This window comes from Streptomyces sp. NPDC017056 (assembly GCF_044332485.1).
GTDB lineage: Bacteria > Actinomycetota > Actinomycetes > Streptomycetales > Streptomycetaceae > Streptomyces.
Window position 1 is genome coordinate 248,141 of record NZ_JBIRPD010000010.1, and the last position, 22,393, is coordinate 270,533.

24 protein-coding genes and 1 pseudogene are annotated in these 22,393 nt (G+C 70.0%); 10 read left to right on the top strand and 15 right to left on the bottom strand.

Annotated features, from left to right (window positions below):
• Positions 1 to 4 precede the first annotated feature (4 nt).
• From ACH4OW_RS20280 to ACH4OW_RS20295, 4 genes are all read right to left on the bottom strand, one after another.
• Positions 5 to 1,327 carry an NADH-quinone oxidoreductase subunit D gene (locus tag ACH4OW_RS20280; protein ID WP_360124709.1) on the bottom strand — a complete coding sequence of 441 codons (1,323 nt, stop codon included), beginning with the start codon at positions 1,325 to 1,327 and terminating at the stop codon, positions 5 to 7.
• The gene (locus ACH4OW_RS20285; RefSeq protein WP_360125016.1) at positions 1,327 to 2,025 is read right to left on the bottom strand and encodes an NADH-quinone oxidoreductase subunit C; all 699 of its coding nucleotides are present in this window, start codon (positions 2,023 to 2,025) and stop codon (positions 1,327 to 1,329) included. Before ACH4OW_RS20285 ends, ACH4OW_RS20280 begins: the two co-directional genes overlap by 1 nt.
• A gap of 107 nt (positions 2,026 to 2,132) precedes the next feature.
• Complete coding sequence (locus ACH4OW_RS20290) at positions 2,133 to 2,687, bottom strand: NADH-quinone oxidoreductase subunit B family protein (protein ID WP_360124712.1); 555 nt, start codon at positions 2,685 to 2,687, stop codon at positions 2,133 to 2,135.
• Positions 2,688 to 2,696: 9 nt separating this feature from the next.
• Entirely contained in the window at positions 2,697 to 3,056 is a 360-nt protein-coding gene (locus tag ACH4OW_RS20295; protein ID WP_030022241.1) for an NADH-quinone oxidoreductase subunit A, read from the bottom strand.
• 760 nt (positions 3,057 to 3,816) lie between these two features.
• On the opposite strand from ACH4OW_RS20295, the gene ACH4OW_RS20300 reads away from it, so the two are divergent.
• Both ACH4OW_RS20300 and ACH4OW_RS20305 read left to right on the top strand, forming a co-directional pair.
• A complete protein-coding gene (locus ACH4OW_RS20300; protein WP_360124715.1) occupies positions 3,817 to 4,632 on the top strand; it encodes an NlpC/P60 family protein in 816 nt (271 codons plus the stop codon).
• Positions 4,633 to 5,046: 414 nt separating this feature from the next.
• A complete protein-coding gene (locus tag ACH4OW_RS20305; RefSeq protein ID WP_398029353.1) occupies positions 5,047 to 6,153 on the top strand; it encodes a hypothetical protein in 1,107 nt (368 codons plus the stop codon).
• A 130-nt stretch (positions 6,154 to 6,283) separates the two neighbouring features.
• Here the strand turns inward: ACH4OW_RS20305 and ACH4OW_RS20310 are convergent, their stop codons facing one another.
• Positions 6,284 to 6,427: a hypothetical protein gene (locus ACH4OW_RS20310; protein ID WP_360124724.1), complete on the bottom strand. Its 144-nt coding sequence runs from the start codon at positions 6,425 to 6,427 to the stop codon at positions 6,284 to 6,286.
• A gap of 128 nt (positions 6,428 to 6,555) precedes the next feature.
• Here ACH4OW_RS20310 and ACH4OW_RS20315 point away from each other — a divergent pair, with 128 nt between their 5' ends.
• The 4 genes and pseudogenes from ACH4OW_RS20315 to ACH4OW_RS20330 all read left to right on the top strand — a co-directional run bounded on the left by ACH4OW_RS20315 (position 6,556) and on the right by ACH4OW_RS20330 (position 8,999).
• On the top strand, positions 6,556 to 7,389 hold the full coding sequence (locus tag ACH4OW_RS20315; protein WP_360124727.1) for a helix-turn-helix transcriptional regulator: 834 nt from the start codon (positions 6,556 to 6,558) through the stop codon (positions 7,387 to 7,389).
• A pseudogene (locus ACH4OW_RS20320) lies at positions 7,379 to 7,570 on the top strand (DUF397 domain-containing protein); the annotation flags it as partial. The gene ACH4OW_RS20315 and the pseudogene ACH4OW_RS20320, both read left to right, overlap by 11 nt.
• 61 nt (positions 7,571 to 7,631) lie before the next feature.
• On the top strand, positions 7,632 to 7,781 hold the full coding sequence (locus tag ACH4OW_RS20325; protein WP_398029508.1) for a hypothetical protein: 150 nt from the start codon (positions 7,632 to 7,634) through the stop codon (positions 7,779 to 7,781).
• Between the two features lie 237 nt (positions 7,782 to 8,018).
• Entirely contained in the window at positions 8,019 to 8,999 is a 981-nt protein-coding gene (locus tag ACH4OW_RS20330; protein WP_398029356.1) for a hypothetical protein, read from the top strand.
• On the opposite strand, the gene ACH4OW_RS20335 is transcribed toward ACH4OW_RS20330, so the two are convergent.
• From ACH4OW_RS20335 to ACH4OW_RS20350, 4 genes are all read right to left on the bottom strand, one after another.
• Positions 8,920 to 10,107, bottom strand: coding sequence for a DUF418 domain-containing protein (locus ACH4OW_RS20335; RefSeq protein WP_398029358.1), 1,188 nt, complete (start codon positions 10,105 to 10,107; stop codon positions 8,920 to 8,922). The genes ACH4OW_RS20330 and ACH4OW_RS20335 overlap by 80 nt on opposite strands.
• Before the next feature lie 113 nt (positions 10,108 to 10,220).
• On the bottom strand, positions 10,221 to 10,472 hold the full coding sequence (locus ACH4OW_RS20340; RefSeq protein ID WP_398029359.1) for a hypothetical protein: 252 nt from the start codon (positions 10,470 to 10,472) through the stop codon (positions 10,221 to 10,223).
• A complete protein-coding gene (locus tag ACH4OW_RS20345; RefSeq protein ID WP_398029361.1) occupies positions 10,469 to 10,825 on the bottom strand; it encodes a hypothetical protein in 357 nt (118 codons plus the stop codon). The genes ACH4OW_RS20340 and ACH4OW_RS20345 overlap by 4 nt, the downstream gene beginning before the upstream one ends.
• Positions 10,826 to 10,943: 118 nt before the next feature.
• Complete coding sequence (locus ACH4OW_RS20350) at positions 10,944 to 12,227, bottom strand: geranylgeranyl reductase family protein (protein ID WP_360125017.1); 1,284 nt, start codon at positions 12,225 to 12,227, stop codon at positions 10,944 to 10,946.
• Positions 12,228 to 12,364: 137 nt separating this feature from the next.
• Between ACH4OW_RS20350 and ACH4OW_RS20355 the strand changes: the two genes are divergently transcribed.
• Positions 12,365 to 12,994 carry a GNAT family N-acetyltransferase gene (locus ACH4OW_RS20355; protein ID WP_398029363.1) on the top strand — a complete coding sequence of 210 codons (630 nt, stop codon included), beginning with the start codon at positions 12,365 to 12,367 and terminating at the stop codon, positions 12,992 to 12,994.
• Positions 12,995 to 13,089: 95 nt separating this feature from the next.
• Here the strand turns inward: ACH4OW_RS20355 and ACH4OW_RS20360 are convergent, their stop codons facing one another.
• The 5 genes from ACH4OW_RS20360 to ACH4OW_RS20380 all read right to left on the bottom strand — a co-directional run bounded on the left by ACH4OW_RS20360 (position 13,090) and on the right by ACH4OW_RS20380 (position 18,430).
• Positions 13,090 to 13,788: a demethylmenaquinone methyltransferase gene (locus ACH4OW_RS20360; protein ID WP_360124741.1), complete on the bottom strand. Its 699-nt coding sequence runs from the start codon at positions 13,786 to 13,788 to the stop codon at positions 13,090 to 13,092.
• A 227-nt stretch (positions 13,789 to 14,015) separates the two neighbouring features.
• Positions 14,016 to 14,624: a Uma2 family endonuclease gene (locus ACH4OW_RS20365; RefSeq protein ID WP_360124744.1), complete on the bottom strand. Its 609-nt coding sequence runs from the start codon at positions 14,622 to 14,624 to the stop codon at positions 14,016 to 14,018.
• 120 nt (positions 14,625 to 14,744) lie between these two features.
• Positions 14,745 to 15,290, bottom strand: a complete 546-nt coding sequence (locus ACH4OW_RS20370; RefSeq protein ID WP_398029365.1) for a hypothetical protein — start codon at positions 15,288 to 15,290, stop codon at positions 14,745 to 14,747.
• Positions 15,291 to 15,321: 31 nt separating this feature from the next.
• On the bottom strand, positions 15,322 to 16,521 hold the full coding sequence (gene mqnC / locus ACH4OW_RS20375) for a cyclic dehypoxanthinyl futalosine synthase (protein WP_360124750.1): 1,200 nt from the start codon (positions 16,519 to 16,521) through the stop codon (positions 15,322 to 15,324).
• A 94-nt stretch (positions 16,522 to 16,615) separates the two neighbouring features.
• Positions 16,616 to 18,430, bottom strand: a complete 1,815-nt coding sequence (locus ACH4OW_RS20380) for a serine/threonine-protein kinase (protein ID WP_398029368.1) — start codon at positions 18,428 to 18,430, stop codon at positions 16,616 to 16,618.
• Positions 18,431 to 18,587: 157 nt separating this feature from the next.
• Here ACH4OW_RS20380 and ACH4OW_RS20385 point away from each other — a divergent pair, with 157 nt between their 5' ends.
• Entirely contained in the window at positions 18,588 to 19,679 is a 1,092-nt protein-coding gene (locus tag ACH4OW_RS20385) for an alpha/beta hydrolase (protein WP_398029370.1), read from the top strand.
• A 138-nt stretch (positions 19,680 to 19,817) separates the two neighbouring features.
• On the opposite strand, the gene ACH4OW_RS20390 is transcribed toward ACH4OW_RS20385, so the two are convergent.
• The gene (locus ACH4OW_RS20390; RefSeq protein ID WP_398029371.1) at positions 19,818 to 20,717 is read right to left on the bottom strand and encodes a menaquinone biosynthetic enzyme MqnA/MqnD family protein; all 900 of its coding nucleotides are present in this window, start codon (positions 20,715 to 20,717) and stop codon (positions 19,818 to 19,820) included.
• Positions 20,718 to 20,966: 249 nt separating this feature from the next.
• Here ACH4OW_RS20390 and ACH4OW_RS20395 point away from each other — a divergent pair, with 249 nt between their 5' ends.
• A complete protein-coding gene (locus ACH4OW_RS20395; protein ID WP_003984261.1) occupies positions 20,967 to 21,170 on the top strand; it encodes a cold-shock protein in 204 nt (67 codons plus the stop codon).
• Positions 21,171 to 21,319: 149 nt separating this feature from the next.
• Positions 21,320 to 22,387, top strand: a complete 1,068-nt coding sequence (locus tag ACH4OW_RS20400; protein WP_398029373.1) for an AraC family transcriptional regulator — start codon at positions 21,320 to 21,322, stop codon at positions 22,385 to 22,387.
• The last annotated feature ends 6 nt before the right edge of the window (positions 22,388 to 22,393 follow it).

The window sequence follows — 22,393 nt, forward strand, 5'->3', positions numbered from 1 at the left end:
TCTGTCACCGGTCGACGCCTCCCATCACGGGGTCGATGGACGCGACGGCGACGATGACGTCGGCCACCTGGCCGCCCTCGCACATCGCCGCCATGGCCTGGAGGTTGGTGAAGGACGGATCGCGGAAGTGCACCCGGTAGGGGCGGGTGCCGCCGTCGCTGACGGCGTGCACGCCCAGCTCGCCCTTGGGGGACTCCACGGCCGCGTACGCCTGGCCGGGCGGCACCCGGAAGCCCTCCGTCACCAGCTTGAAGTGGTGGATCAGGGCCTCCATCGAGGTCCCCATGATCTTTTTGATGTGGTCGAGCGAGTTGCCGAGCCCGTCGGGGCCCATGGCCAGCTGGGCGGGCCAGGCGATCTTCTTGTCGGCGACCATCACCGGGCCGGGTGCCAGCCGGTCCAGGCACTGTTCGACGATGCGCAGCGACTGGCGCATCTCCTCCAGGCGGATCAGGAAGCGCCCGTAGGAGTCGCAGGTGTCGGTGGTCGGCACCTCGAAGTCGTAGTGCTCGTAGCCGCAGTAGGGCTGGGTCTTGCGCAGGTCGTGCGGGAGTCCGGCGGAGCGCAGCACCGGCCCGGTGGCGCCGGTGGCCAGGCAGCCGGCCAGGTCGAGGTAGCCGATGTCCTGCATGCGGCCCTTGAAGACCGGGTTTCCGGTGGCCAGCTTGTCGTACTCGCCCAGGTTCTTGCGCATCTTCTTCACGAACTCGCGCACCTGGTCGACCGCGCCGGGCGGCAGGTCCTGGGCGAGCCCGCCGGGCCGGACGTACGCGTGGTTCATCCGCAGCCCGGTGATCAACTCGTAGATGTCGAGGATCAGTTCCCGGTCCCGGAAGCCGTAGATCATGATGGTGGTGGCGCCCAGCTCCATGCCGCCGGTGGCGATGGCCACCAGGTGGGAGGAGAGGCGGTTGAGCTCCATCAGCATCACCCGGATGACGGACGCGCGGTCCGGCACGTCGTCGGTGATGCCGAGCAGCTTCTCCACGGCCAGGCAGTACGCCGTCTCGTTGAAGAACGGCGTCAGGTAGTCCATCCGGGTGACGAAGGTGGTGCCCTGCGTCCACGTACGGAATTCGAGGTTCTTCTCGATCCCCGTGTGCAGGTAGCCGATGCCGCAGCGGGCCTCGGTGACGGTCTCGCCGTCGATCTCCAGGATCAGCCGCAGCACGCCGTGGGTGGAGGGGTGCTGGGGGCCCATGTTGACGACGATCCGCTCGTCGTCGGCGCGGGCCGCGGCGGCCGCGATCTCGTCCCAGTCGCCGCCGGTGACCGTGTAGACGGTGCCCTCGGTGGTCTCCCGAGGGGTCGCATGGCTGGTGGACATCAGGTGTACGACCTCCGCTGGTCGGGAGCCGGGATCTGGGCGCCCTTGTACTCGACGGGAATGCCGCCGAGCGGGTAGTCCTTGCGCTGCGGGAAGCCCTGCCAGTCGTCCGGCATCATGATCCGGGTGAGCGCCGGGTGGCCGTCGAAGATCAGCCCGAAGAAGTCGTACGCCTCGCGCTCGTGCCAGTCGTTGGTCGGGTAGACGCTCACGACGGACGGCACGTGCGGGTCGGCGTCCGGCGCGGAGACCTCCAGCCGGATCAGCCGGTTGTGGGTGATCGAGCGCAGGTGGTAGACGGCGTGCAGCTCGCGGCCCTGGTCGCCGGGGAAGTGCACCCCGCTGACGCCGGTGCACAGCTCGAAGCGGAGCGCGGGGTCGTCGCGGAGGGTCTTGGCGACGACCGGCAGGTACTCCCGCTCGATGTGGAAGGTCAGCTCGCCGCGGTCGACGACCGTCTTCTCGATGACGTTCTCGGGGACCAGCCCCTGTTCGTCCAGCGCGCCTTCGAGTTCGTCCGCCACCTCGTCGAACCAGCCGCCGTACGGCCGGGGCGTGGCGCCCGGCAGGCGTACGGACCGCACCAGGCCGCCGTACCCGGAGGTGTCGCCGCCCCCGCTCGCGCCGAACATGCCGCGGCGGGTGCCGATGACCTCGCCGTGGTCGCCGCGCTGGCCGGGGAGGTTCTGTGCGTTCAGGTCCTTGTCGGGGTTGACCCCGTTGGTCCCTCCGGTCCCGCCGTTCCCGTTGCCACCGCCAGTGCCGTTGGTACCACCGTTCCCGCCGGTTCCCTTGGTGCCGTCGCTCACCGCAGCAGCCCCTTCATCTCGATCGTCGGGAGCGCCTTGAGCGCCGCTTCCTCCGCCTCGCGGGCCGCCTGCCGCTGATTGACCCCGAGCTTGGTGCCCTGGATCTTCTGGTGCAGCTTGAGAATGGCGTCCATCAGCATTTCCGGACGCGGCGGGCAGCCGGGCAGATAAATGTCCACCGGGACGATGTGGTCGACGCCCTGGACGATCGCGTAGTTGTTGAACATCCCGCCCGACGAGGCGCACACGCCCATGGAGATGACCCATTTCGGGTTCGGCATCTGGTCGTAGACCTGCCGCAGCACGGGCGCCATCTTCTGGCTGACCCGGCCGGCCACGATCATCAGGTCCGCCTGGCGCGGCGACCCGCGGAAGACCTCCATGCCGAAGCGGGCGAGGTCGTAGCGCCCGGCGCCGGTCGTCATCATCTCGATGGCGCAGCAGGCGAGGCCGAAGGTGGCGGGGAAGACCGACGACTTGCGGACCCAGCCCGCGGCCTGTTCGACGGTGGAAAGCAGAAAGCCGCTCGGCAGCTTCTCTTCAAGTCCCATTGGTGGCCCCTAGTCCCATTCCAGGCCGCCACGACGCCATACGTAGGCGTAGGCGACGAAGACGGTGAGCGCGAAGAGGAGCATCTCCACGAGCCCGAAAAGCCCGAGCGCGTCGAAGGTGACGGCCCAGGGGTAGAGGAAGACGATCTCGATATCGAAAATGATGAAGAGCATCGCCGTGAGGTAGTACTTGATCGGAAATCGACCGCCGCCGGCCGGCTGCGGTGTGGGCTCGATCCCGCATTCGTACGCCTCTAGCTTCGCCCGGTTGTAGCGCTTGGGTCCGACGAGCGTGGCCATCACGACAGAGAAGATCGCAAAGCCTGCCCCGAGGGCTCCCAGTACGAGGATGGGCGCGTAAGCGTTCACCGTCCTCGCTCCCTTCAGTCGACGATGACTGGATGGCGGTCCGCCCGGTCCCGCTCACCGGCCCCACGAAGATCGCGCCTATGTGAGGCAGTTCACAAGCCCGAGCCGCCTGCATCTTATGCCCGCTGGTCTGTGATCTGCGACACGGGGTGCGACAACGTCTTTGTGATCTCCACCACCTGACGGACGGTCATCCGGTCCGATGAACGGCGATCTTCGTACGAGCAGCGCGCAAGTGATCACCAGAAGTGACATTCGGCGGCGTTTCCGCTGGTCAGGATGGGGCGCCCGTTATCAAGCGATGGCGGATGCAAGCAAATTGGCGCTGGACGCCGCCAACTGATAGCGCTGCGGCGCCGGGTGACCAGGGCCGGCCGGGGCCGTTCCGCCGTGACCGTCCCGAGACCGTCGTGATCGTTCCGTGATCGCCGGTACGTGCTCGCGTTCACGAGCACTCCCGCCACAGGAACATCACGGGTACATAACGGGCACTCACGAGTGAGCTATCCCACGCGGCTTGCTGTCTTGCATGCTTGACTCGCGGGAAGCCTTGGCGTGGCGGATCAGTAGGTGATAAGCGCCTTCGGGGTGCGCATCGGCCCGTAAATGCCATGCGTAGGAACATGATCACGAAATCCGGACAGTCCGCCGCCGGGCACTCGACCGGCGAAAAGTCCCTTTTATTCATCGCGTACGCGTCAAGTGTGGCGCACACCACCTTTGTTGGCAGCAACCTGTGGCTCCTGATAGCCGTGGTGCCATGTCCCCGAACGCAGTCATACCCAGCCACCGGAAGCCCCGCCGTTCCGCGTCCTCGCGGGCACTGCGCGCAGGGGTCACCGGTGGCATCATCACCCTGGCGGTGACCGGCGCGAGCATGCCGGCCGGCGCCGCGGAGAAGCCCGTCTCCGAAACCCAGGAAATGCCGACCATCACGTCGGCACTGGCCACCAGCCTCGCCAAGAGCGCGGACACGGCGCAGCAGATGGCCCTGGACTACGAGCGCCAGGCCGCGCAGGACACCGCCACCGCCGAGGCCACCGAGGCCGCCACCAAGGCCAAGGACGAGGCCGACCGCGAGGCGGCGGCCGAGAAGAAGGCCGAAGAGGCCCGCCAGGCCAAGGAGAAGGCCGCCCAGGAGCGCGCCTCCCGCTCCTCCGAGCGCACCTCGCTGCGCTCGCTGTCCGCGCCCTCCGCCGACTCCCCCGTCTCCGGCGCGACCGGCAGCACCGCCTCGCTGGTCAGCTTCCTGCGGGCGCAGCTGGGCAAGTCCTACGTGCTCGGCGCCTCGGGCCCGTCCGCGTACGACTGCTCCAGCCTGGTCCAGGCCGCGTACCGCACCATCGGCATCGACCTGCCGCGCACCTCGCAGCCGCAGTCCACCGCCGGCTCCCAGGTGAGCCTGAGCAACCTTCAGGTCGGCGACATCCTCTACTGGGGCAGCGCCGGCAGCGCCTACCACGTCGGCGTCTACATCGGTAACGGCCACTTCATCGGTGCCCAGAACCCCAGCACCGGCATCGTCGAGCGGCCGCTGAGCTACAGCCAGCCGACCGGCGCGGTCCGCGTCCTGTAGAACGCGCACCCACATACGGCAGAGGGCCGTCGTTCCCACCGCTCGGGAACGGCGGCCCTTTCGCGTACGCGGCGCCGCGGCATTCGGGTGAACGGCCCCGCGCCCCGCCAATGCGCGACACCCCCGTGGAACTTAACTGCGGATTTGACGGCCAATCATCCGATATGCTCGGCGCGCCCATTCGATAGCAACGCCCGTTCGGCACAACTACCGCATCCCCCTTGTCTCAGTTGTACCTCTCGCCGTACTCATCCCTTCCGCCCCGAAATGCCCCGCACCCTTTCCCGTGGCGCCGGACGGCGGCTGACGAGAGGAAGCACTTCTTACATGAGAATCCACCGGGCCCTGACTATTAGAGCCGTTACCTGGACCCTGACTGCTACCGCACTTGCCTCCACTCTCAGCCTCGGCGCGGTGTATGCCGCCGACCTCGCCTGTCCGCCTCCGAAGCCCAAGCACAAGCCCGTCAATTCCTGTTCCGCCGCGGCTGCCGAAAAGACTTCCGCCAAAAACCCGGCGGCGAAGAAGCAGACGGCCAAAAAGCGGCCCAAGAAGCAGGCCGCCAGGAAGCAGACATCCCGGCGGCCCTCCGGTTCGTGCCCCTACCGCAAGCGCAAGCCGAGGCCGACCGTCACGTGCGGGCAGTCCGCCCCCAAGCAAGCCCAGGCCGGGAAGCCCGCCGCGAAGAAACCGGCCAAGAAGAAGCAGGCGGCCCAGGGCGCCCCCTGCCGCATGCCCAAGCCCAAGCCGAAGCCCTCGGCGGGTTGCGGAGGGACCGCACCCAGGGAGCAACCCCCCAGAAAGCCCTCCACACAGAAGCCCTCCTCCCAGCGCCCCCCGGCGAGGAAGCCGCCGGCCAGGAAGCCCGCGCCGAAGAAGCCGCAGCGCAGGGACCACGGCTGGAGCTGGGAAGGGCTCTACCTGGACGCCGCCGACCTGCGGAAGGTCAACGTCTACCTCGTCCGCGCGAAGAAGGCCGAACGCACCATCAGCCCCCAGGTCCGGGCCATCGCCCGCCGGACCAAGGCCACCATGTTCGGCTACGACGACCGCCTGCGCTCCCCCGAATCGGTCAAACGATCGGTCGCCCGGGATCTGCAGGACAATCCCACCCAGACGGTCGACGACGCCCTCGGCAAGATCAACGACTCCGTCCGCTACATCCTCCAGTGGCCGGACGCGCACTACGTCAAGGCCGTCAAAGACACCAGCGCGATGCTCGGCCGGTGGAAGAACCCGAACATCCGCTGGTCCAACACCTGGGGGCGTCCCCGCGGCTACAGGGCGATCAACACCGCGTGGCGCGCGGGCGACTCCACACACCCCTACGAGCTCCAGTTCCACACCCCCCGGAGCCGGGCCGCACAGAAGGAGAGCCGGGAACTGCACGAGGAGACGGGCAGGCCGGGCACGACCTCCCAGCGCAGGGCGCAGCTCGCCGCACGGCAGAACCAGATCTTCGCCTCCGTGCCCGTCCCCAAGGGCGCCCCGCTGCTCAGGGCCCCGGGCCGCCGGGTGTGAGGCACCGCCCCACGGCGTAGCCGTTGCCGTCCCGGAATTCCCCGCGTTTACGGTCCGGGCGTACGTCGCGTACGTACCGGACCGTATGCGCAGGGGGATCCGGCATCGCCGCGGCCGCCCTTCCCTTCCCTCACCTCGGCCGCTCCGTGCTCTGCCGATTGGCCTCCCGCACCTTGGCCCTGAGCTCGGCGTCGAGCCGCTCTTTCTCCTCGTCCGCGCTGCGCGAAGACGCCTCGCCGGATGTCCGATCCTCGGACTCGCTTTCCTCGTTCATCACGCTCACTCCTCACATTCCGTGCTTCACTCGGCGCTGTACGTGCTTTCCTCAGCGTGGCGGGGGATGCGTAGCCTGAGGAGTGCGCGCGACCCTCCAACCTTGCTTGTCAAGAAGGGCGTTGAGCCATGGGGTGTGCACGTGGCGCCGAACCGACGCAATCTCCGAGGGAGTTCTACGGGGAGGAGCTGAGAATCCGGCGCGAGGACGCCGGAATGACTCAAGAGCAACTGGGTGAACGGGCATTCTGCTCGGGCTCGTTGATCGCCCACTATGAGGCGGGCCGCCGAAAGCCGCCGTCGGATGTGGCCATGCGGCTGGACGACGCCCTGGGCACCGGCACGTTCTTCTACCGAATGCGGCGGACGTTGAATGCGGTACGTTTTCCCGACTTCTTCGCGGCGGCCGCGGAAGCGGAACAACGCGCCACCGTCATCGAGGAATACGCGGCCACCCTGGTTCCCGGGATCTTACAGACGGAGGCGTACGCCCGCGCCGTCTTCCGCGCCTACCAGCCGAGCCGCCCGCCCGCCGAGATCGACCAGCTCGTCGTCAACCGGCGCGGCCGGGCCCGCATCCTCGACAAGGCGGGACAGCCGAGGGTGTGGGTCATCCTCAGCGAGAACGTCATCCGCGCCGCCGTCGGCGGGCCGGCGGTCATGGGCGACCAGGTCGCCGCGCTCGCGCGGCTCGCCCAGAGCGGCAGGGTGCAGGTGCAGGTCGTGCCGCACGGCGCGGGAGCGCACGCGACCATGAGCAGCATGCTCAGCCTGATGCGCTTCGCGGAAGAGCCCGACGTGGCCTACGTGGAGGCGCTGCACACCGGGTGGCTGGAGGACGATCCGGCCACGGTGCAGAAGTACCGGTACTCATACGATCTCGCGCGGGCCGCCGCACTGTCCCTGCCGGCCTCCCACCACCTGCTCGAAGCAGTCGCTGAGGAGTACGCACGTGACCACTAACCACTTGTCCGACACGTCGGGCCTCTCCGCGTGGCGCAAGTCCAGTTACAGCGGTGGCGAAGGGGGCAGTTGCGTCGAGGTCGCCGACAACGGACCGGGCGCCGTCACCCCCGTCCGCGACAGCAAAAACCCTGCCGGGCCGGCGTTGTTGTTTTCGCAGGACGCGTGGAGGGGGTTCGTCGGAGCCGTAAAAGACGACCGCTTCGGCGGCCGGCCCGATGGTTGTCCCTGTGACTGTCCCGATGACTGTCCCGATGACCGTTCCGGTGGCCATTTGGCTGGTCGTTCCGGTGGCCGTTCCGCTGGCCGTCCCGCTGGCCGTTCCGGTGGTCATTCCGCTGGTCGTTCCGTGTGACGCGCCCCACCGGGTCGCGGTATTCGTGACCCGGTGAGCGGTGTCCCGGCGAACGGCGCCCCGGTGATCCGCGAGCCCCTTAAAGAACCGGGGAAAGAACCCACCAACCCTCCCCCCTTCCCCCTCAATTGGGCTTTGTCACCTGATCAGGTGACCAGCTCGCTTACGGGGCCCGGAAGCTGTACGTTCGCGCCACAAGGCCAAAAAGAACGGCCCCCGACGGGACTGCCATCCCATTGCCGAGGGCCTATCAAGAGGAAGCGACCTCTTCCCCATGACTCGACGTGAGTCTAACGCGCGCCCCACCGCGGCCGCCGCCCGTTCGTCCGCCGGTGTCACCCATGTGCGTCACCGCCACACCTCCTGCTTCACCGTGGTCGGCAACCACCTCGCCCTCCACCCCACCCTCTCCGCCGTCGCCATCGGCCTCGCCGTACGCATCCAGGCACTGCCCGACGGCGCCCTCATCAGCATCCGGATGCTCGCCGCGCACTTCCCGGAGTCGGAGTACCGGATCGCGCAGGCCCTCAACGAGCTGGAGGAGGCGGGCTACCTGGAACGCCGCCGCGAGCGCGCGCCAGGCCAGCGGATTGTCACCCGAACCACGTACTACGAACGCCCGGGTTCGACCCCACCCTCACCGACTCCGCCCCCGCCGGACCCCCCTCCACCCCCACCACCACAGCCACAGACGCCCCCACAACCGCAGCCACCCCCACCACCACCCCCGCAGCCTCTCCCGCAACTGCAACCGCAGCCGCCGCCGCAGCCGCCCACCCTCATCCCCACCCCGGCCACAGACCTCCTCACCCGGCTGCGCACCAAGGACGCGCGCCTGACGCTCTCCGTACGCGACGTACACCGCCTGGCCCCAGCCGTGACGGCCTGGCTCGACCGCGGCGTGGCCCCGGAACACATCACCCGCACGCTCGCCTCGGCACTCCCCGAAGGCACCATCTACCGCCCGGCCGCCCTCCTGGAGCACCGCCTCACCGAGTGGCTGCCGCCGCCGCTCCCCCTGGCGCCCGTACCGGACGCCCCGGACGCCGCGCGGCCCATACCGTTCCAGGACTGCGACGGCTGCGACCGGCCCTTCCGCTCCCCGACCCCGGGCCACTGCCGCGACTGCCGCGACCGCCGTACGACGGAAACCCACCCGGTCGTGGCGCTCCCGCTCAGCGGCGCAGCAACCGCTTCTGCACGGACTCCAGCGGCCCGTACTCGAAGCGCCGCAGCCATAGTTGGGCCCCCGTGAACAGCACCACGCACACCACGGCCCACAAGCCCATCACCCACCACGGGCCGTAGTCCGCCCAGCGCGCGGCCAGGCCGAGACCGATGCCGTAACAGGCCAGCACGCACAGCACGTTCTGGAGCACGTAGCAGGACAGTGCCGTACGGCCGATGGCGGTGAGTCCGGCCGTCAGCGGGCCCGGACGGCGCACACGGTCGACGATCAAACCGACCAGGCCGATGTAGCCGATGGCGACGATGGGAGCAGCCCCGTACCGACCCACCATGAAAAATTCCGAACCACCCGCCGCAGCGGCCAAGTTCAGCGGAACACCAACCCCCAACCCCCACCCGCACATCCGCCGCCGGATGCGCCGGCCGTCCGCGTCCGGCCGGAACGCGCCCGCACGGAAAAGCCGCACGCCGAGGTGAAAGAGAAAGACCAGCAACGCGAAAGAGATCACCGGCTCCATGCGCAGAGCGATCGCGTTCTCCAACCGAAACAGGACCTGCTCCCCATACCCTCCCTCGGCATACAACCCGACAACAAGCCCACTAACCCCACCCCCACTCCCGCCATCTCCCTCTCCCTTTCCGCCCCCCATCGCGAAGACGGTCAACAACCCCAACACCGCCACATGCACAGCTGCCGCCGTCCACATCAGGACCCGCTGCGTACGTACGGAACGAGTGAGCTGCCAGGCCACCAACAGGGCGACGACCGCGTACCCCATCAGCACGTCCCACGCGAAGACGAGCACGAAGTGCACGGTGCCCTCGACGAACAGGAAAAGCGCGCGCCACTTGTACCGGCCGGGCCACCGCAGGCCGCGCTTCGCGGCGGACTGGAACTGGATGGCCAGGCCGACGCCGAAGAGAATCGTCAGCATCGACAGGAACTTGCCGTCCGCCAGAAACCGGAAGGCCCCCTCCGCCGCCCCCGCCCCGGCGGCACTGCCGTTGAGGACGCCGCCCCACTCCGCGCCGGGCGACGCGAAGATCCAGACGTTGGTCATCAACGTCCCGAGGATCGCCACCCCGCGCAACACGTCCAACAACGGCAACCGCGCCCCGCGAGCCCCCACCCCGCCCGCCACCGGACGCCCCGCAACCCCAACCGTCTCCACCACGCCGTCTCCCGCCCCCGGTGCCCACTTTCACACCATCGTCAGGGCGCCAACCTCCCATTTCTTCGTCCCCAACGACGAGAAGGGGGTACATCATTCGATGCAGGAACGGCGCTCTACCAGGCGGTCACTTGGAGGATGTAGACCCGCTCGTGCCTCGGCAGCACCTGGTAATCGAACATGCCGCCCTCGACGAAGGCGGTACCGCCCTGTGGCGACAGACCTTCGTACGCCGTCCCGTGCACGTACAGAGCTTCTGCAGCGCGGAGCAGCTCGGCCGCCTTCTCCTCGATCTGTACCAACAGAGCAGGAGGAGCACCGTCGGCGACGTGTTCCTCGCTTGGGCTGTACTCCCAGCCCCAGCTCACCCCGACGCCTCGCGGGCCTCGCGGAGGACGGCCACCAGTTCGTCCCTGGCAGCGCTCCAATCCGGGTCGCCGCGGTCGAGCGTCTGGAGGGAGTGCTCCGCGGCACGGCGCCTGGACAGCAGGTCGGGGCGCCGCTCCACCTCGACCTCACCCGCCCATACGGTCAGCCACCCACGGATCGGGCCGAGGCTTTCCGTCTTGGCGGCGAGTTCGAAGGCTTCGTTCTTCTGCTGCTCCATCTCGGCCAGCCGGTGCGGTGCGAGACGCGCCAACGCCAGCCGCAGCGCGTCGGGGCTCCGGCCGGGCCTCGGGGCGTAGGCGTCGCCGTCCCCCCGGCCTGCGGGCTCAGTCACACCGCACCTCCCTCACCGCGCGCCCCCTGAGGCGCCACGCTCGCTGGGACATCCACGCTACGCCCACCCGCGCTGCCCGGGCGTGAATACGCGCACTCGCCCCGTACGACCGCCCCCCCTACGCCTTGGGGGCGACCTTGCTCAGGCCGTTGATTACGCGGTCCATGGCGTCGCCGCCGGTGGGGTCGGTGAGGTTGGCGAGCATTTTGAGGGTGAAGCGCATCAGGAGGGGGTGGGTGAGGCCGCGCTGGGTGGCGATCTTCATGACCTTCGGGTTGCCGATGAGCTTCACGAAGGCGCGGCCGAGGGAGTAGTAGCCGCCGTAGGTCTCCTTGAGGATCTTCGGGTAGCGCTGGAGGGCCAGCTCGCGCTGGGCGTACGTGGCGCGGGCCTGGGCCTGGACGATCACCTCGGCGGCGATGGCGCCGGACTCCATGGCGTACGCGATGCCCTCGCCGTTGAACGGGTTGACCAGACCGCCCGCGTCACCCACCAGGAGCAGGCCCTTGGTGTAGTGCGGCTGGCGGTTGAAGGCCATGGGGAGCGCGGCGCCGCGGATCGGCCCGGTCATGTTCTCCGGGGTGTAGCCCCAGTCGGCGGGCATGGAAGCGCACCACGCCTTGAGGATCTCGCGCCAGTCCAGCTCCTTGAAGGCGGCGGAGGTGTTCAGGACGCCGAGTCCGACGTTGCTCGTGCCGTCGCCCATGCCGAAGATCCAGCCGTAGCCGGGGAGCAGGCGGTCCTGGGCGCCGCGGCGGTCCCACAGTTCCAGCCAGGATTCGAGGTAGTCGTCGTCGTGGCGGGGCGAGGTGAAGTACGTGCGGACCGCGACGCCCATCGGGCGGTCCTCGCGGCGGTGCAGGCCCATCGCCAGGGAGAGGCGGGTGGAGTTGCCGTCGGCGGCGACCACGATCGGGGCGTGGAAGGTGACCGGCGTCTTCTCCTCGCCCAGCTTGGCCTGGACGCCCTCGATACGGCCGGTCAGGTCGTTGATCACCGGCGCGCCGACGTTGCAGCGCTCGTACAGGCGCGCACCGGCCTTCTGCGCCTGCTGCGCCAGCTGCTCGTCGAAGTCGTCGCGCTTGCGGACCAGGCCGTAGTCCGGGTAGGAGGCCAGCTCGGGCCAGTCGAGCTGGAGGCGGTTGCCGCCGCCGATGATGCGCAGGCCCTTGTTGCGCAGCCAGCCGGCTTCCTCGGAGATGTCGATCCCCATGGAGATCAGCTGCTTGGTGGCGCGGGGCGTGAGGCCGTCGCCGCAGACCTTCTCGCGCGGGAAGGCTGTCTTCTCCAGGAGGAGGACGTCCAGGCCCGACTTGGCGAGGTGGTACGCGGTCGTCGAGCCGGCGGGGCCGGCCCCGACGACGATGACGTCCGCGGTGTACTCGGAGCGGGGGGTGGTCACGGACTCGCTCACGGACTCAGTCGCGGACTCGGTCACGGCGGGGTCTCCCGGAAGTCGATATCTGGGTGCCGACCGGCACTGGGCCCCTGCAGTCTATGGGGGCGTATGTGATCAGGATCTGAAGGGTTGGTTGGTCCATGCTCGAACCACGGCAAGAGGCACAGCCGCACACGCAGCCGCCGTCGCAGTCACAGCCTCCGTCGCAGTCACAGCCTCCGTCGCAGTCGCAGTCGCAGTCGCAGTCGGCGTCGGCGCCGCAGTCCGCCACGGGATTCACGCTGCGGGTCCCGGCCGAGGAGGACGCCTGGCACTGGCACCGGGTGTTCGACCATCCCAAGGTGATGGAGTTCCACGGCGGCGCCCCGGCCGAGCTGTCCGAGTATCAGGAGCTGGCCGCGCGGCAGCGCCGCCACCACGCCGAGCACGGGTTCTGTATGTACTCGATGGTCGGTACGGAGGGGGAGGCGGACGGCGCCGTCCTGGGCTTCACGGGCGCGCAGCCGTGGCCGCACGACTGGGGGCCGGTGGGTGAGGTCGAGATCGGCTGGCGGCTGGGCCGCGCGTACTGGGGCCGGGGGTACGCCACCCAGGCCGCGCATGCGGCCCTGGAGGCCGTACGGGCCGCGGGGGTACGGAGCGTGGTCGCGATGGTGGCGGCCGGCAACGAGCGGTCCGTCGCGGTGACGCGGCGGCTCGGGATGCGGCATGCGGAAACGTTCCGTACGCCGTCCGGGCGGGAGGGGTACTGCTTCCGGCTGGACCTGTGAGGAGGAGGTAGGGGGGCGAGGGGGGCGAGAGGTGAGGGGGCCGTCGGGTCCGTGCGGCCGTGGCCCCCTCCGCCGTTGCGCGTCGCTACGTGTCGTTACGCGCCCGGCTTCGTGCCCCGGTGCATGGCGACGATGCCGCCGGTCAGGTTGCGCCAGGCCACCTCCGCCCAGCCCGCCTGCTGGAGGCGTGCCGCCAGCGCCGGCTGGTTGGGCCAGGAGCGGATGGACTCGGCCAGGTAGACGTACGCGTCGGGGTTGCTGCTCACCGCGCGCGCGACCGGCGGCAGCGCGCGCATCAGGTACTCGGTGTAGACCGTACGGAACGGGCCCCACGTCGGCTCGCTGAACTCGCAGATGACGACGCGGCCGCCGGGCTTGGTGACCCGGTACAGCTCGCCGAGCGCGGCATCGGTGTCCTGCACGTTGCGCAGCCCGAAGGAGATGGTGACGGCGTCGAAGACGTCGTCGGCGAAGGGGAGTTGCATCCCGTCGCCGGCCACGAACGGCATCCACGGGCGGCGCTTCTTGCCCTCGCCCAGCATGCCGACGGAGAAGTCGCAGGGGACGACGTAGGCGCCGGTGCGGGTGAAGGGCAGCGAGGAGGTGCCCGTACCGGCGGCGAGGTCGAGCACGCGCTCGGCGGGGCGTGCCGCGACGGCCCGCTCCACCTCCTTGCGCCACAGCCGCGCCTGCCCGAGGGAGAGCACGTCGTTGGTGAGGTCGTAGCGCGCCGCCACGTCGTCGAACATCGCGGCGACGTCGTGCGGCTGCTTGTCCAGAGAGGCTCGGGTCACCCGGCCATTGTCCCCTACGGCTCCGGAAGGCTTTGGACGGGGACGGCCCGATGCCCCCCTCAGAACATCCGGGCGGTCCAGCGGTGCAGCGTCGTGCGCGAAGCATCGTGAGCGGCCGAATCGGCCGTCCCCGCGAGAAAGATCCTGCCGGGCGGGAGGCGGGGTTCCGGTTGTGTTGACGGGGCCCTGACGCAGGACGCGGGCGCCTTCACGGGATTCTGACGGGGTCAGAAGCCGACGACACTCATCAGGTCGATGCCGATCGGGAAGGGGCGGTCGGTCTCCAGCTTTCCCTTGTGGCAAGGGTGCTCGGGGGCCGACACGTATTCGCCCGTGCCGGAGTGCAGCCAGTACTCGTGCACCTCGGGGCAATTGTCGGCACCCCGCTCCACGCGCCAGAAGTACGGCACTCCCGCCGCTGCGTAGAGCGCCGGCTTGCGAACCCGGTCGTCGACCGCCGAGCCGGGCGACACCACTTCCACCGCGAGTCTCACGTGGGCGGCCGGTGTGCAGTCCATGGTGAAGAGGTCGAGGCCACGCCTGTCGTAGATCACGACATCAGGCTTGATCACGATGAAGTCGTCCAGCATGACGCAGCGCTCGACGTTGACCCCGTGGTCCGGGTCGGGCACGGCCGATTTGAAGCGGTCTCGCAGTTCGTCCCGGACTTCGTCGTGCCACCAATTGGCCATCCCCCGAACCACGATCACTCCGTCCACGAGTTCCCAGTCGAAGGGGAGCTCCAGATGCTTCACCTGGTCGTATGCCCACCGCCCCCCGGGCGGGTTCATCCAGGTCTCCGGAGTCGCCTTCTCCAGCCGCCGGTCAGTGCTCATCACTGCTCCCATGGACGCGAGTGTGGACGCGAGTGCGGATCACGGTCCTGAATACGACAGTACCGTCACACGAAGTGACGGGCGGGCTTCTCGGCGGTGACGGGTTGGCGGGGTTGGCGCTCAGCGTCCCCGGTACACCAGCCGCCCGCCCAGCACCGTCACCAGGCACCGGCCGTCCTCCGCGAACACGGCGAAGTCGGCCGGGGCGCCGGGGGTGAGGGGCCGCGGGCCGGGCTGGTCGCGGAGGCCGGAGCGGGCTACCGCGGTGCGGACGGCGGGGCGGGTGAAGGGGCCCGCGATGGATGTCGTGCCGGTGGCGAGCAGGCGCTGCACGCCCCGGCGGGCGCTCGCGCCCCAGCGGGTTTCGGTCATGCCGAGGGCGGTGAGCGCGGCGCCGGTGAGGGGGGCGGTGCCCAGGTCGCCGGCCTCGCGCGGGTCGGGGTGGTAGGCGGTTTCGAGCAGCGCCGCGCCGTCGGGTTCGTGGCGTCCCGGTGTCAGGACGCCGTTCCAGTCGCGTACGCGGGCACGGTCGCCGTAGCGCTCGTACAGCTCCTCGTACGGGCCGACGGCCTCGACGCGGTCGCCGGAGACGACGACCGCGTGCCCGGGGTCCGTGGCGCCGTCGGGGGCGCGGCGGACGCCGTGCACGCGGTGGATCGTCAGCACGCGGGGCTCACGGGCGGGTCCTGGCCTGGCCTCAGTTGGCTTCGACGAGCTTCAGCTCGGGGTGCGCCGTGCCGCCTTCGATGGCGGTGGAGGAGATGTGCGAGGCGACGCGCTCGTCGACCGGGTCGTTGGCCGGGTCGTCGTGCACGACCAGGTGCTCGTAGGTGGTCGCGCGCTGCGCGGGGACGCGGCCGGCCTTGCGGATCAGGTCGATGATCTCCTGGCGGTTGGAGCGGTGCTTGGCACCGGCGGAGGAGACCACGTTCTCCTCCAGCATGATCGAGCCGAGGTCGTCGGCGCCGTAGTGCAGGGAGAGCTGGCCGATCTCCTTGCCGGTGGTCAGCCAGGAGCCCTGGATGTGGGCGACGTTGTCGAGGAAGATCCGGGCGATGGCGATCATGCGCAGGTACTCGAAGATCGTCGCCTGGGTGCGGCCCTTGAGGTGGTTGTTCTCGGGCTGGTAGGTGTACGGGATGAAGGCGCGGAAGCCGCCCGTGCGGTCCTGGACGTCGCGGATCATGCGCAGGTGCTCGATGCGCTCGGCGTTGGTCTCGCCGGTGCCCATGAGCATGGTGGAGGTCGACTCGACGCCCAGGTTGTGGGCGGTCTCCATGATCTCCAGCCAGCGTTCGCCGGACTCCTTGAGCGGGGCGATGGCCTTGCGCGGGCGCTCCGGCAGCAGCTCGGCGCCGGCGCCGGCGAAGGAGTCCAGGCCCGCGGCGTGGATGCGGCGGATGGCGTCCTCGACGGAGACCTTGGAGATGCGGGCCATGTGCTCGACCTCGGAGGCGCCGAGGGAGTGGATGACCAGCTGGGGGAACGCCTTCTTGATGGCGGAGAAGTGCTCTTCGTAGTACTCGACGCCGTAGTCGGGGTGGTGGCCGCCCTGGAACATGATCTGGGTGCCGCCCAGCTCGACGGTCTCGGCGCAGCGGCGCAGGATGTCGTCGAGGTCGCGGGTCCAGCCCTTGGCGGTGTCCTTGGGCGCGGCGTAGAACGCGCAGAACTTGCAGGCCGTCACGCACACGTTGGTGTAGTTGATGTTGCGCTCGATGATGTACGTCGCGATGTGCTCCGTGCCGGCGTAGCGGCGGCGGCGCACGGCGTCGGCGGCGGCGCCCAGCGCGTGCAGCGGCGCGGAGCGGTACAGGTCGAGCGCTTCCTCGGGCGTGATCCGCCCGCCTGCCGCGGCGCGGTCGAGTACGGACTGAAGGTCGGCGTTCTCGGTCACCGGGCGTCCCTTCGGAGGCGGGCATAACGACCGAACCAGCGTACGCCAGCACTCTGACACCACCTGCGGCGGCCGGGGTGGCACCGCCGGCCGCTCAGCCGCCGGCCTTCTTCAAGGACGCGCGCGGCCGGCCGCCCGCCTCGTCGTCGGAGGCGAAGGAGAGCGTGCCGTCCTTGTCCAGGGTGTACGTCACGGCGGCCTTCGCGCCGGTGCAGCCGGGGCCCGGTTTGCCGTCCGCGCGCTCCTCCAGGGTCAGCGTGGTGGCGGTGGCGGACACCAGTTTCGCCTTGGCCTCGCACTGGGCGATCACGAAGTCGTACGTGGTGCGGACCACGTAGTCGCCCTTGACGCCGGGGGTGATGGTGCTGGTGATGGTGCCGTTGGGGAGGTTGTGGCGGGTGAGGACCGTGCCGGTCCACGTGCCGAGGAAGGGCTGGGGAACGGCCGTCTTCCCGGGGAGGGCGTCCCCGGGCGGCCGGGTGTTCCCCGGGGACGGGGTCTGTCCGCTGCCGGGCGGCTTCGCGGTGGCGTCCTTGTGGTCGTCACCGCCTTGACCGGGCAGCACCTGGAAGACGAACGCGGCGGTCGTCGCCGCGGCGAGCGCGCCGGCCACGGAGAGTACAAGCGTGCAGCTGAGCCGGCGGCGGCCCGCGACGCCGCCGAGGCTGAGGCGGCGTTCCTTGACGGCGGCGGGCGGCTCGGCGGGCATGGGGGGCGGCGTGGGCGGCCCGGCGGCCGGCCAGGCGGGCTGCTGGGGCGGGATGGCGGCTGCCACGGGGGCCGGGCGCTGGGCGGAGGCGGTGGGGGCGGTGGGGGCGGCGTAGGAGGGGTGCGGGTTCGTCGCTTGGTACGAGGGCGGGGGCGGGGTGGGCGAGGCCGCACCGTGCGAGACCGCCCCGTTCGAGGCCGCCCCGTTCGAAACCGCACCGTTCGAGGCGGCCGGGAGCGCGTCGTACGAAGGGTCGGGCGGGCCGAAGGAGCCGGCGCTGCCGGGGTCCCCGGTGCGCGCGTCCAGGTTCAGCAGCTCCACCACCTGCCGGCTGACCCGCTCCACGAGGGGCGCCGGGAGCCATCCGGTGCGCCCCGGCGCGGCCGCCCCGTCCGCTGCCCGGCCCAGCCGCCGCGCGATGTCCTGCGGGGTGGGCCGGTCGCCGGGCTCCTTCGCCAGGCAGGCCGCGGTCACCTCGCGCAGCTCGCCGGTGAGCTGCGCACCCAGCTCGGCTTCCTCGTGGACGACCTTGTAGAGGAGGGCCGCGGAGCTGTCCCCGGTGAACGGGCCGGTGCCGGTCGCCGCGAAGGCCAGCACCGCGCCGAGCGAGAAGACGTCGCAGGCGCCGGTGACGTCCCGGCCGAGGATCTGCTCGGGCGCCATGTAGCCGGGCGAGCCGACCGAGACGCCGGTGGTGGTCAGGGAGGCGCCGCCGTCCGTGGCGCGGGCGATGCCGAAGTCGATCAGCAGCGGGCCGTCGAGGGTGAGCATGACGTTGGACGGTTTGACGTCACGGTGCACCAGGCCGAGGGCGTGCACGACGGCCAGCGCCTCGGCGAGCCCGGTGCCCAGCGCCCGTACGGCGTGCTCGTCCAGCGGGCCGAAGTCGTCGACGGCCCGGGTGAGCGAGGGGCCGGCCACGTAGCCGGTGGCCACCCAGGGGACGGGCGCGTCCGGGTCGGCGTCCAGTACGGGCGCGGTCCAGGCGCCGCCGACCCGGCGCGCGGATTCGATCTCGCGCCGGAAGCGGGCCCTGAACCGGTCGTCGACCGCGAACCTGGCGTGTACGGACTTCACCGCGACGGTGCGGCCGCCCGCGCTGCGTCCGAGGTAGACCCGGCCCATGCCGCCCGCGCCGAGCCGGCCCAGCAGCCGGTACGCACCGATGACGCGCGGATCGTCCGCTCCCAGCGGCTCCATGGCTTCGCCTCCCCCTGCCGGCCCGGACGCCCCAGCCTATGACCCAGGTCATGCCAGGTCCGGTGAACCCGTACAGCCGTTTGCGGCTCCAAAGAGGTGAAACGCCAGCAACCGTCCGACTTGTCCTACGGGGCAGCGCACCGACCGGAGTACCTCAGTGCAGCATCCTTCCGGGGAGCGGCCCCCGCGCGGGCCCGGCCACCGCGGGCCGCGCCGGCGCAAGCGGCGGTTGCTTCTGGCCGGTGCGGTCGTGGCCGTCCTCGGGCTGGCCGCCGTGCCCGTGCTCAAGCACTTCGGCGTCTTCTCCGGCAACGGCAAGCCGATGTCGTTCGACCAGCCCCGTCCGGAGGGCGGCGGTGCGGGCGGCGGGTCCGCCGGCGCGGCCGACCCGGGTGTGCGGATGCCCACGGGCCCGCCGGCGCGGTTCACGACGGCGAACACGCTGGACGACGGGACCAGGATCGGTGTGACCACGCTGCACGGGAAGAAGTCCGGTTTCACGGGCAAGGTCTGGGTGTGGGCGCCCAAGGAGTACTACGAGGAGAGGTACGCCAAGAGCGCGTTTCCGGTGCTCGTCGCGCTGCCCGGCGGCCCCGGCTACCCGGTCAATTACTGGATGGGAACCGACCTGAAGCTGCAGAGCAGCATCAGCGAGTGGGCGAAGTCGGGCAAGAGCAAGCCGTTCATCGTCGTCATGCCGGTCCTGAACGCGGACGACAAGAACTACTACGACGGCAGCGACATCCCGGGGCAGCCGAAGATGGGCACCTGGATGTCGGACGACGTGCCGGACCTGGTCAAGGCCAATTTCCGTACCTTCGCGTCCCGGGACGGCTGGGCGTTCATGGGCTCCTCGTCCGGCGGCTTCGTCGGCCTCAAGCAGGTGCTCCAGCACCCCGACCGCTTCAAGGCCGTGATCGCCAGCGGCCCCGACACCCGGCCGGACTCGCCGCTGTGGCGCGGCCACCCGAAGGAGCAGCGGGCCAACGACCCGGCACAGCTGGCCAAGGAACTGCTGGCGAAGCCGGGGGCGCCGGACGTGCACATCGCCTTCCAGATCGGGACCAAGGAGAGCGGCCGGGCCAAGCTGGAGGCTTTTATGAAGAATTACGGCAAGGGGCCGATCAAGACCCGCCTACAGGTGATCGAAGGTGGCGACCACAACGCCAAGACGTATGTGCGCGGCATGGATGACGGAACCATGGAATGGATCAGCAAGGTGATGCCGGGGCCGACGCCCGCGGCATAACCCGCGAACGGCAATTCGTACGACTTTCTCCATTTTCGCTACGGAGGGCGTCCGGCTTCCCTACGGAACTCCTACGCCCTCCGTACGCGTTCTGTACGCCTTCCGTATGCCCGGAATTCACCGCCCGGCATTCGGTGCCTAACGCGGTGGTTCCGCCAGCAGATCCACCCGCACATCCGCCGGATACCCGGTCGATTCTCCCGTCCGGCGGGCGAATTCCGCCACACCGCGCAACTGGTCCGGACCGAAACGGAAGTCCAGCGTCGTGAAGTAGCGTTCCAGCACCTTCTCGTCGAAGGTCTCCCAGCGCGCGGCCTGCTCCGCCACCTTGCCGACCTCCTCCAGCGACAGGTCGCGGGAGGCCAGGAACGCCTCGTGCACCTTGTGCACGACCTCCGGTTCGCGCTCCAGGTAGTCGCGCCGGGTCGCCCACACGGCGAAGACGAACGGCAGGCCCGTCCACTCCTTCCACATCTGCCCCAGGTCGTGCACCTGGAGGCCGAGCCGTGGCGCGTCGTGCAGGTTCGCGCGCAGCGCCGCGTCCCCGATCAGCACCGCGGCGTCCGCCTCCTGCATCATCAGGCCGAGGTCGGGCGGGCAGGTGTAGTAGTCGGGGGTCACGCCGATCTTCTCGGCCAGCAGCAGCTGGGCCAGCCGTACAGACGTACGGGAGGTCGAGCCGAGCGCGACCCGGACCCCGTCCAACTCCTCCAGGGGCTTCTGCGAGACGATCACGCAGGACATGACCGGGCCGTCGCAGCCGACCGCCAGGTTGGGGAAGGCGACCAGGTCGTCGGCGGCCCGCAGGAACTCCACGAGGGTCACCGGGGCGATGTCGAGATCGCCGCGAACCAGCTGTTCGCTGAGCTTTTCCGGGGTGTCCTTCGTGAGCTCCAGGTCGAGCAGCGTGCCCGTACGCGCGAGGCCCCAGTACAGGGGCATGCAGTTCAGGAACTGGATGTGACCCACCCGCGGCCGAGACCGGCGGTGGCCGGCGGCGGCTCCTGCGGATGCGTCTCCAACGGTTGAATTGTCCACATGCGGAGGCTAGACCTGATGTGCGCCGAACGATGCGGCGGGTCCGTCTGTAGCCGCCGCACCGCACCGGTAAACGTGATCTTTGGCTCTTCCGCCTCAACAGCGGCCCGTGCTAGGCTCAGCGCAAGTTGCAGTTTGGTTTCCCTTGCAGTACAGAGCCTGCGGAGCATGTGACGCCGCAGGCTTTTGTAGTTTTCAGACTTCTTGCAGGTTCTGGAGCAGGGCAACCCTTTGGCCCAAGGAGGGCTTATGGCTACCGGAACCGTGAAGTGGTTCAACGCTGAAAAGGGCTTCGGCTTCATCGCCCAGGACGGCGGCGGCCCGGATGTCTTCGTTCACTACTCTGCGATCAACGCCTCTGGCTTCCGCTCCCTGGAGGAGAACCAGCAGGTGAACTTCGACGTCACGCAGGGCCCGAAGGGTCCGCAGGCGGAGAACGTCACGCCGGTCTGATTTGCCCGGTCCGACCGATCGCGGTCGTTCTAGCAGTACCCAAGGGGCCCCGCTCCCTCCCTTCGGGGAGGGGGACGGGGCCCCTGCCTTTGCTTTTTCGCGGTCGCCACCCCTGACCTCCGCGCGCACTGCGGCTACCGTGATTTGTCATGACCGGGGCAACCATCGCGGTGCACCACGTACGGGCCGCGCTGAGCGGTGCGCGGCGGCTCGGCATCGACACCGTCCCCCTCCTCCAGGCGGCCCGGATACCACCGCTGCTCCTCGGGGACGAGCGGGCGCGCGTCGCCCCGGACCGGTTCTCCCGGCTGGTCAGGGAGGTACGGCGGGCGACCGGCGACGAGTTCCTGGGGCTCGGCCCGGCGCCCAGCCGGCACGGCACCTTCGCGATGATGGGCCTGGCCTGCCTGGGCTGCCCCGACCTCGGTACGGCGCTGGAGCGGGCCGTGCAGTTCTACGGGCTGTTCCCCGGCGGGCCCGAGATGGCGGTGACACCCGGGTCCGCCGACGGCGCCGCGGTCTTCGCGCTCCGCAGCGATCTGCGCCCGTACGACGAGGGCGATTTCCTCTCCGAGTGCGTGATGATCATCTGGCACCGGCTCTCCAGCTGGCTGATCGGCCGCCGCATACCGCTGCGCCGGGCCCACTTCGCCTACCCGGCGCCCGCCCACGCCCACGAATACGGACTTTTGTTCGGCTGCGAGGTGCGGTTCGGGGCGCCCTGCACCGCGGCGGCCTTCGACGCCCGCTGGCTGGCCGCCCCGGTCGTACGCGACGAGGCCGCGCTGACGGCGCTGCTGCGGCGGGCGCCCGCCGACCTGCTGAGCCTGCGGGAGTACGGCACGACCGTCACCGAGCGGGTGCGGCGCACGCTCGGCCAGGCGCTGCGCACCGCGGGCCCGGCGCGGCTGCCGGAAGCCGCCGAGGTGGCGGCCCGCCTGGCGGTGAGCCCGGCGACGCTGCGCCGCCGGCTCCAGGAGGAGGGGACCTCGTACCGGCGGTTGAAGGACGTGGTGCGCCGGGACGCGGCGATCAGCTCGCTGGTGGCGGGGCGGGAGCCGATCGCCGAGCTGGCGGCGCGGCTCGGGTTCTCCGCTGACACCGCGTTCCACCGGGCGTTCCGGCGGTGGACGGGCACCACGCCGGGCGCGTACCGGCTGCGCCCGCACACCGCCCGGGACGTCGCGTGGAGCGCTCCGCCGGGTCAGCAAAGCTGAGCGTCC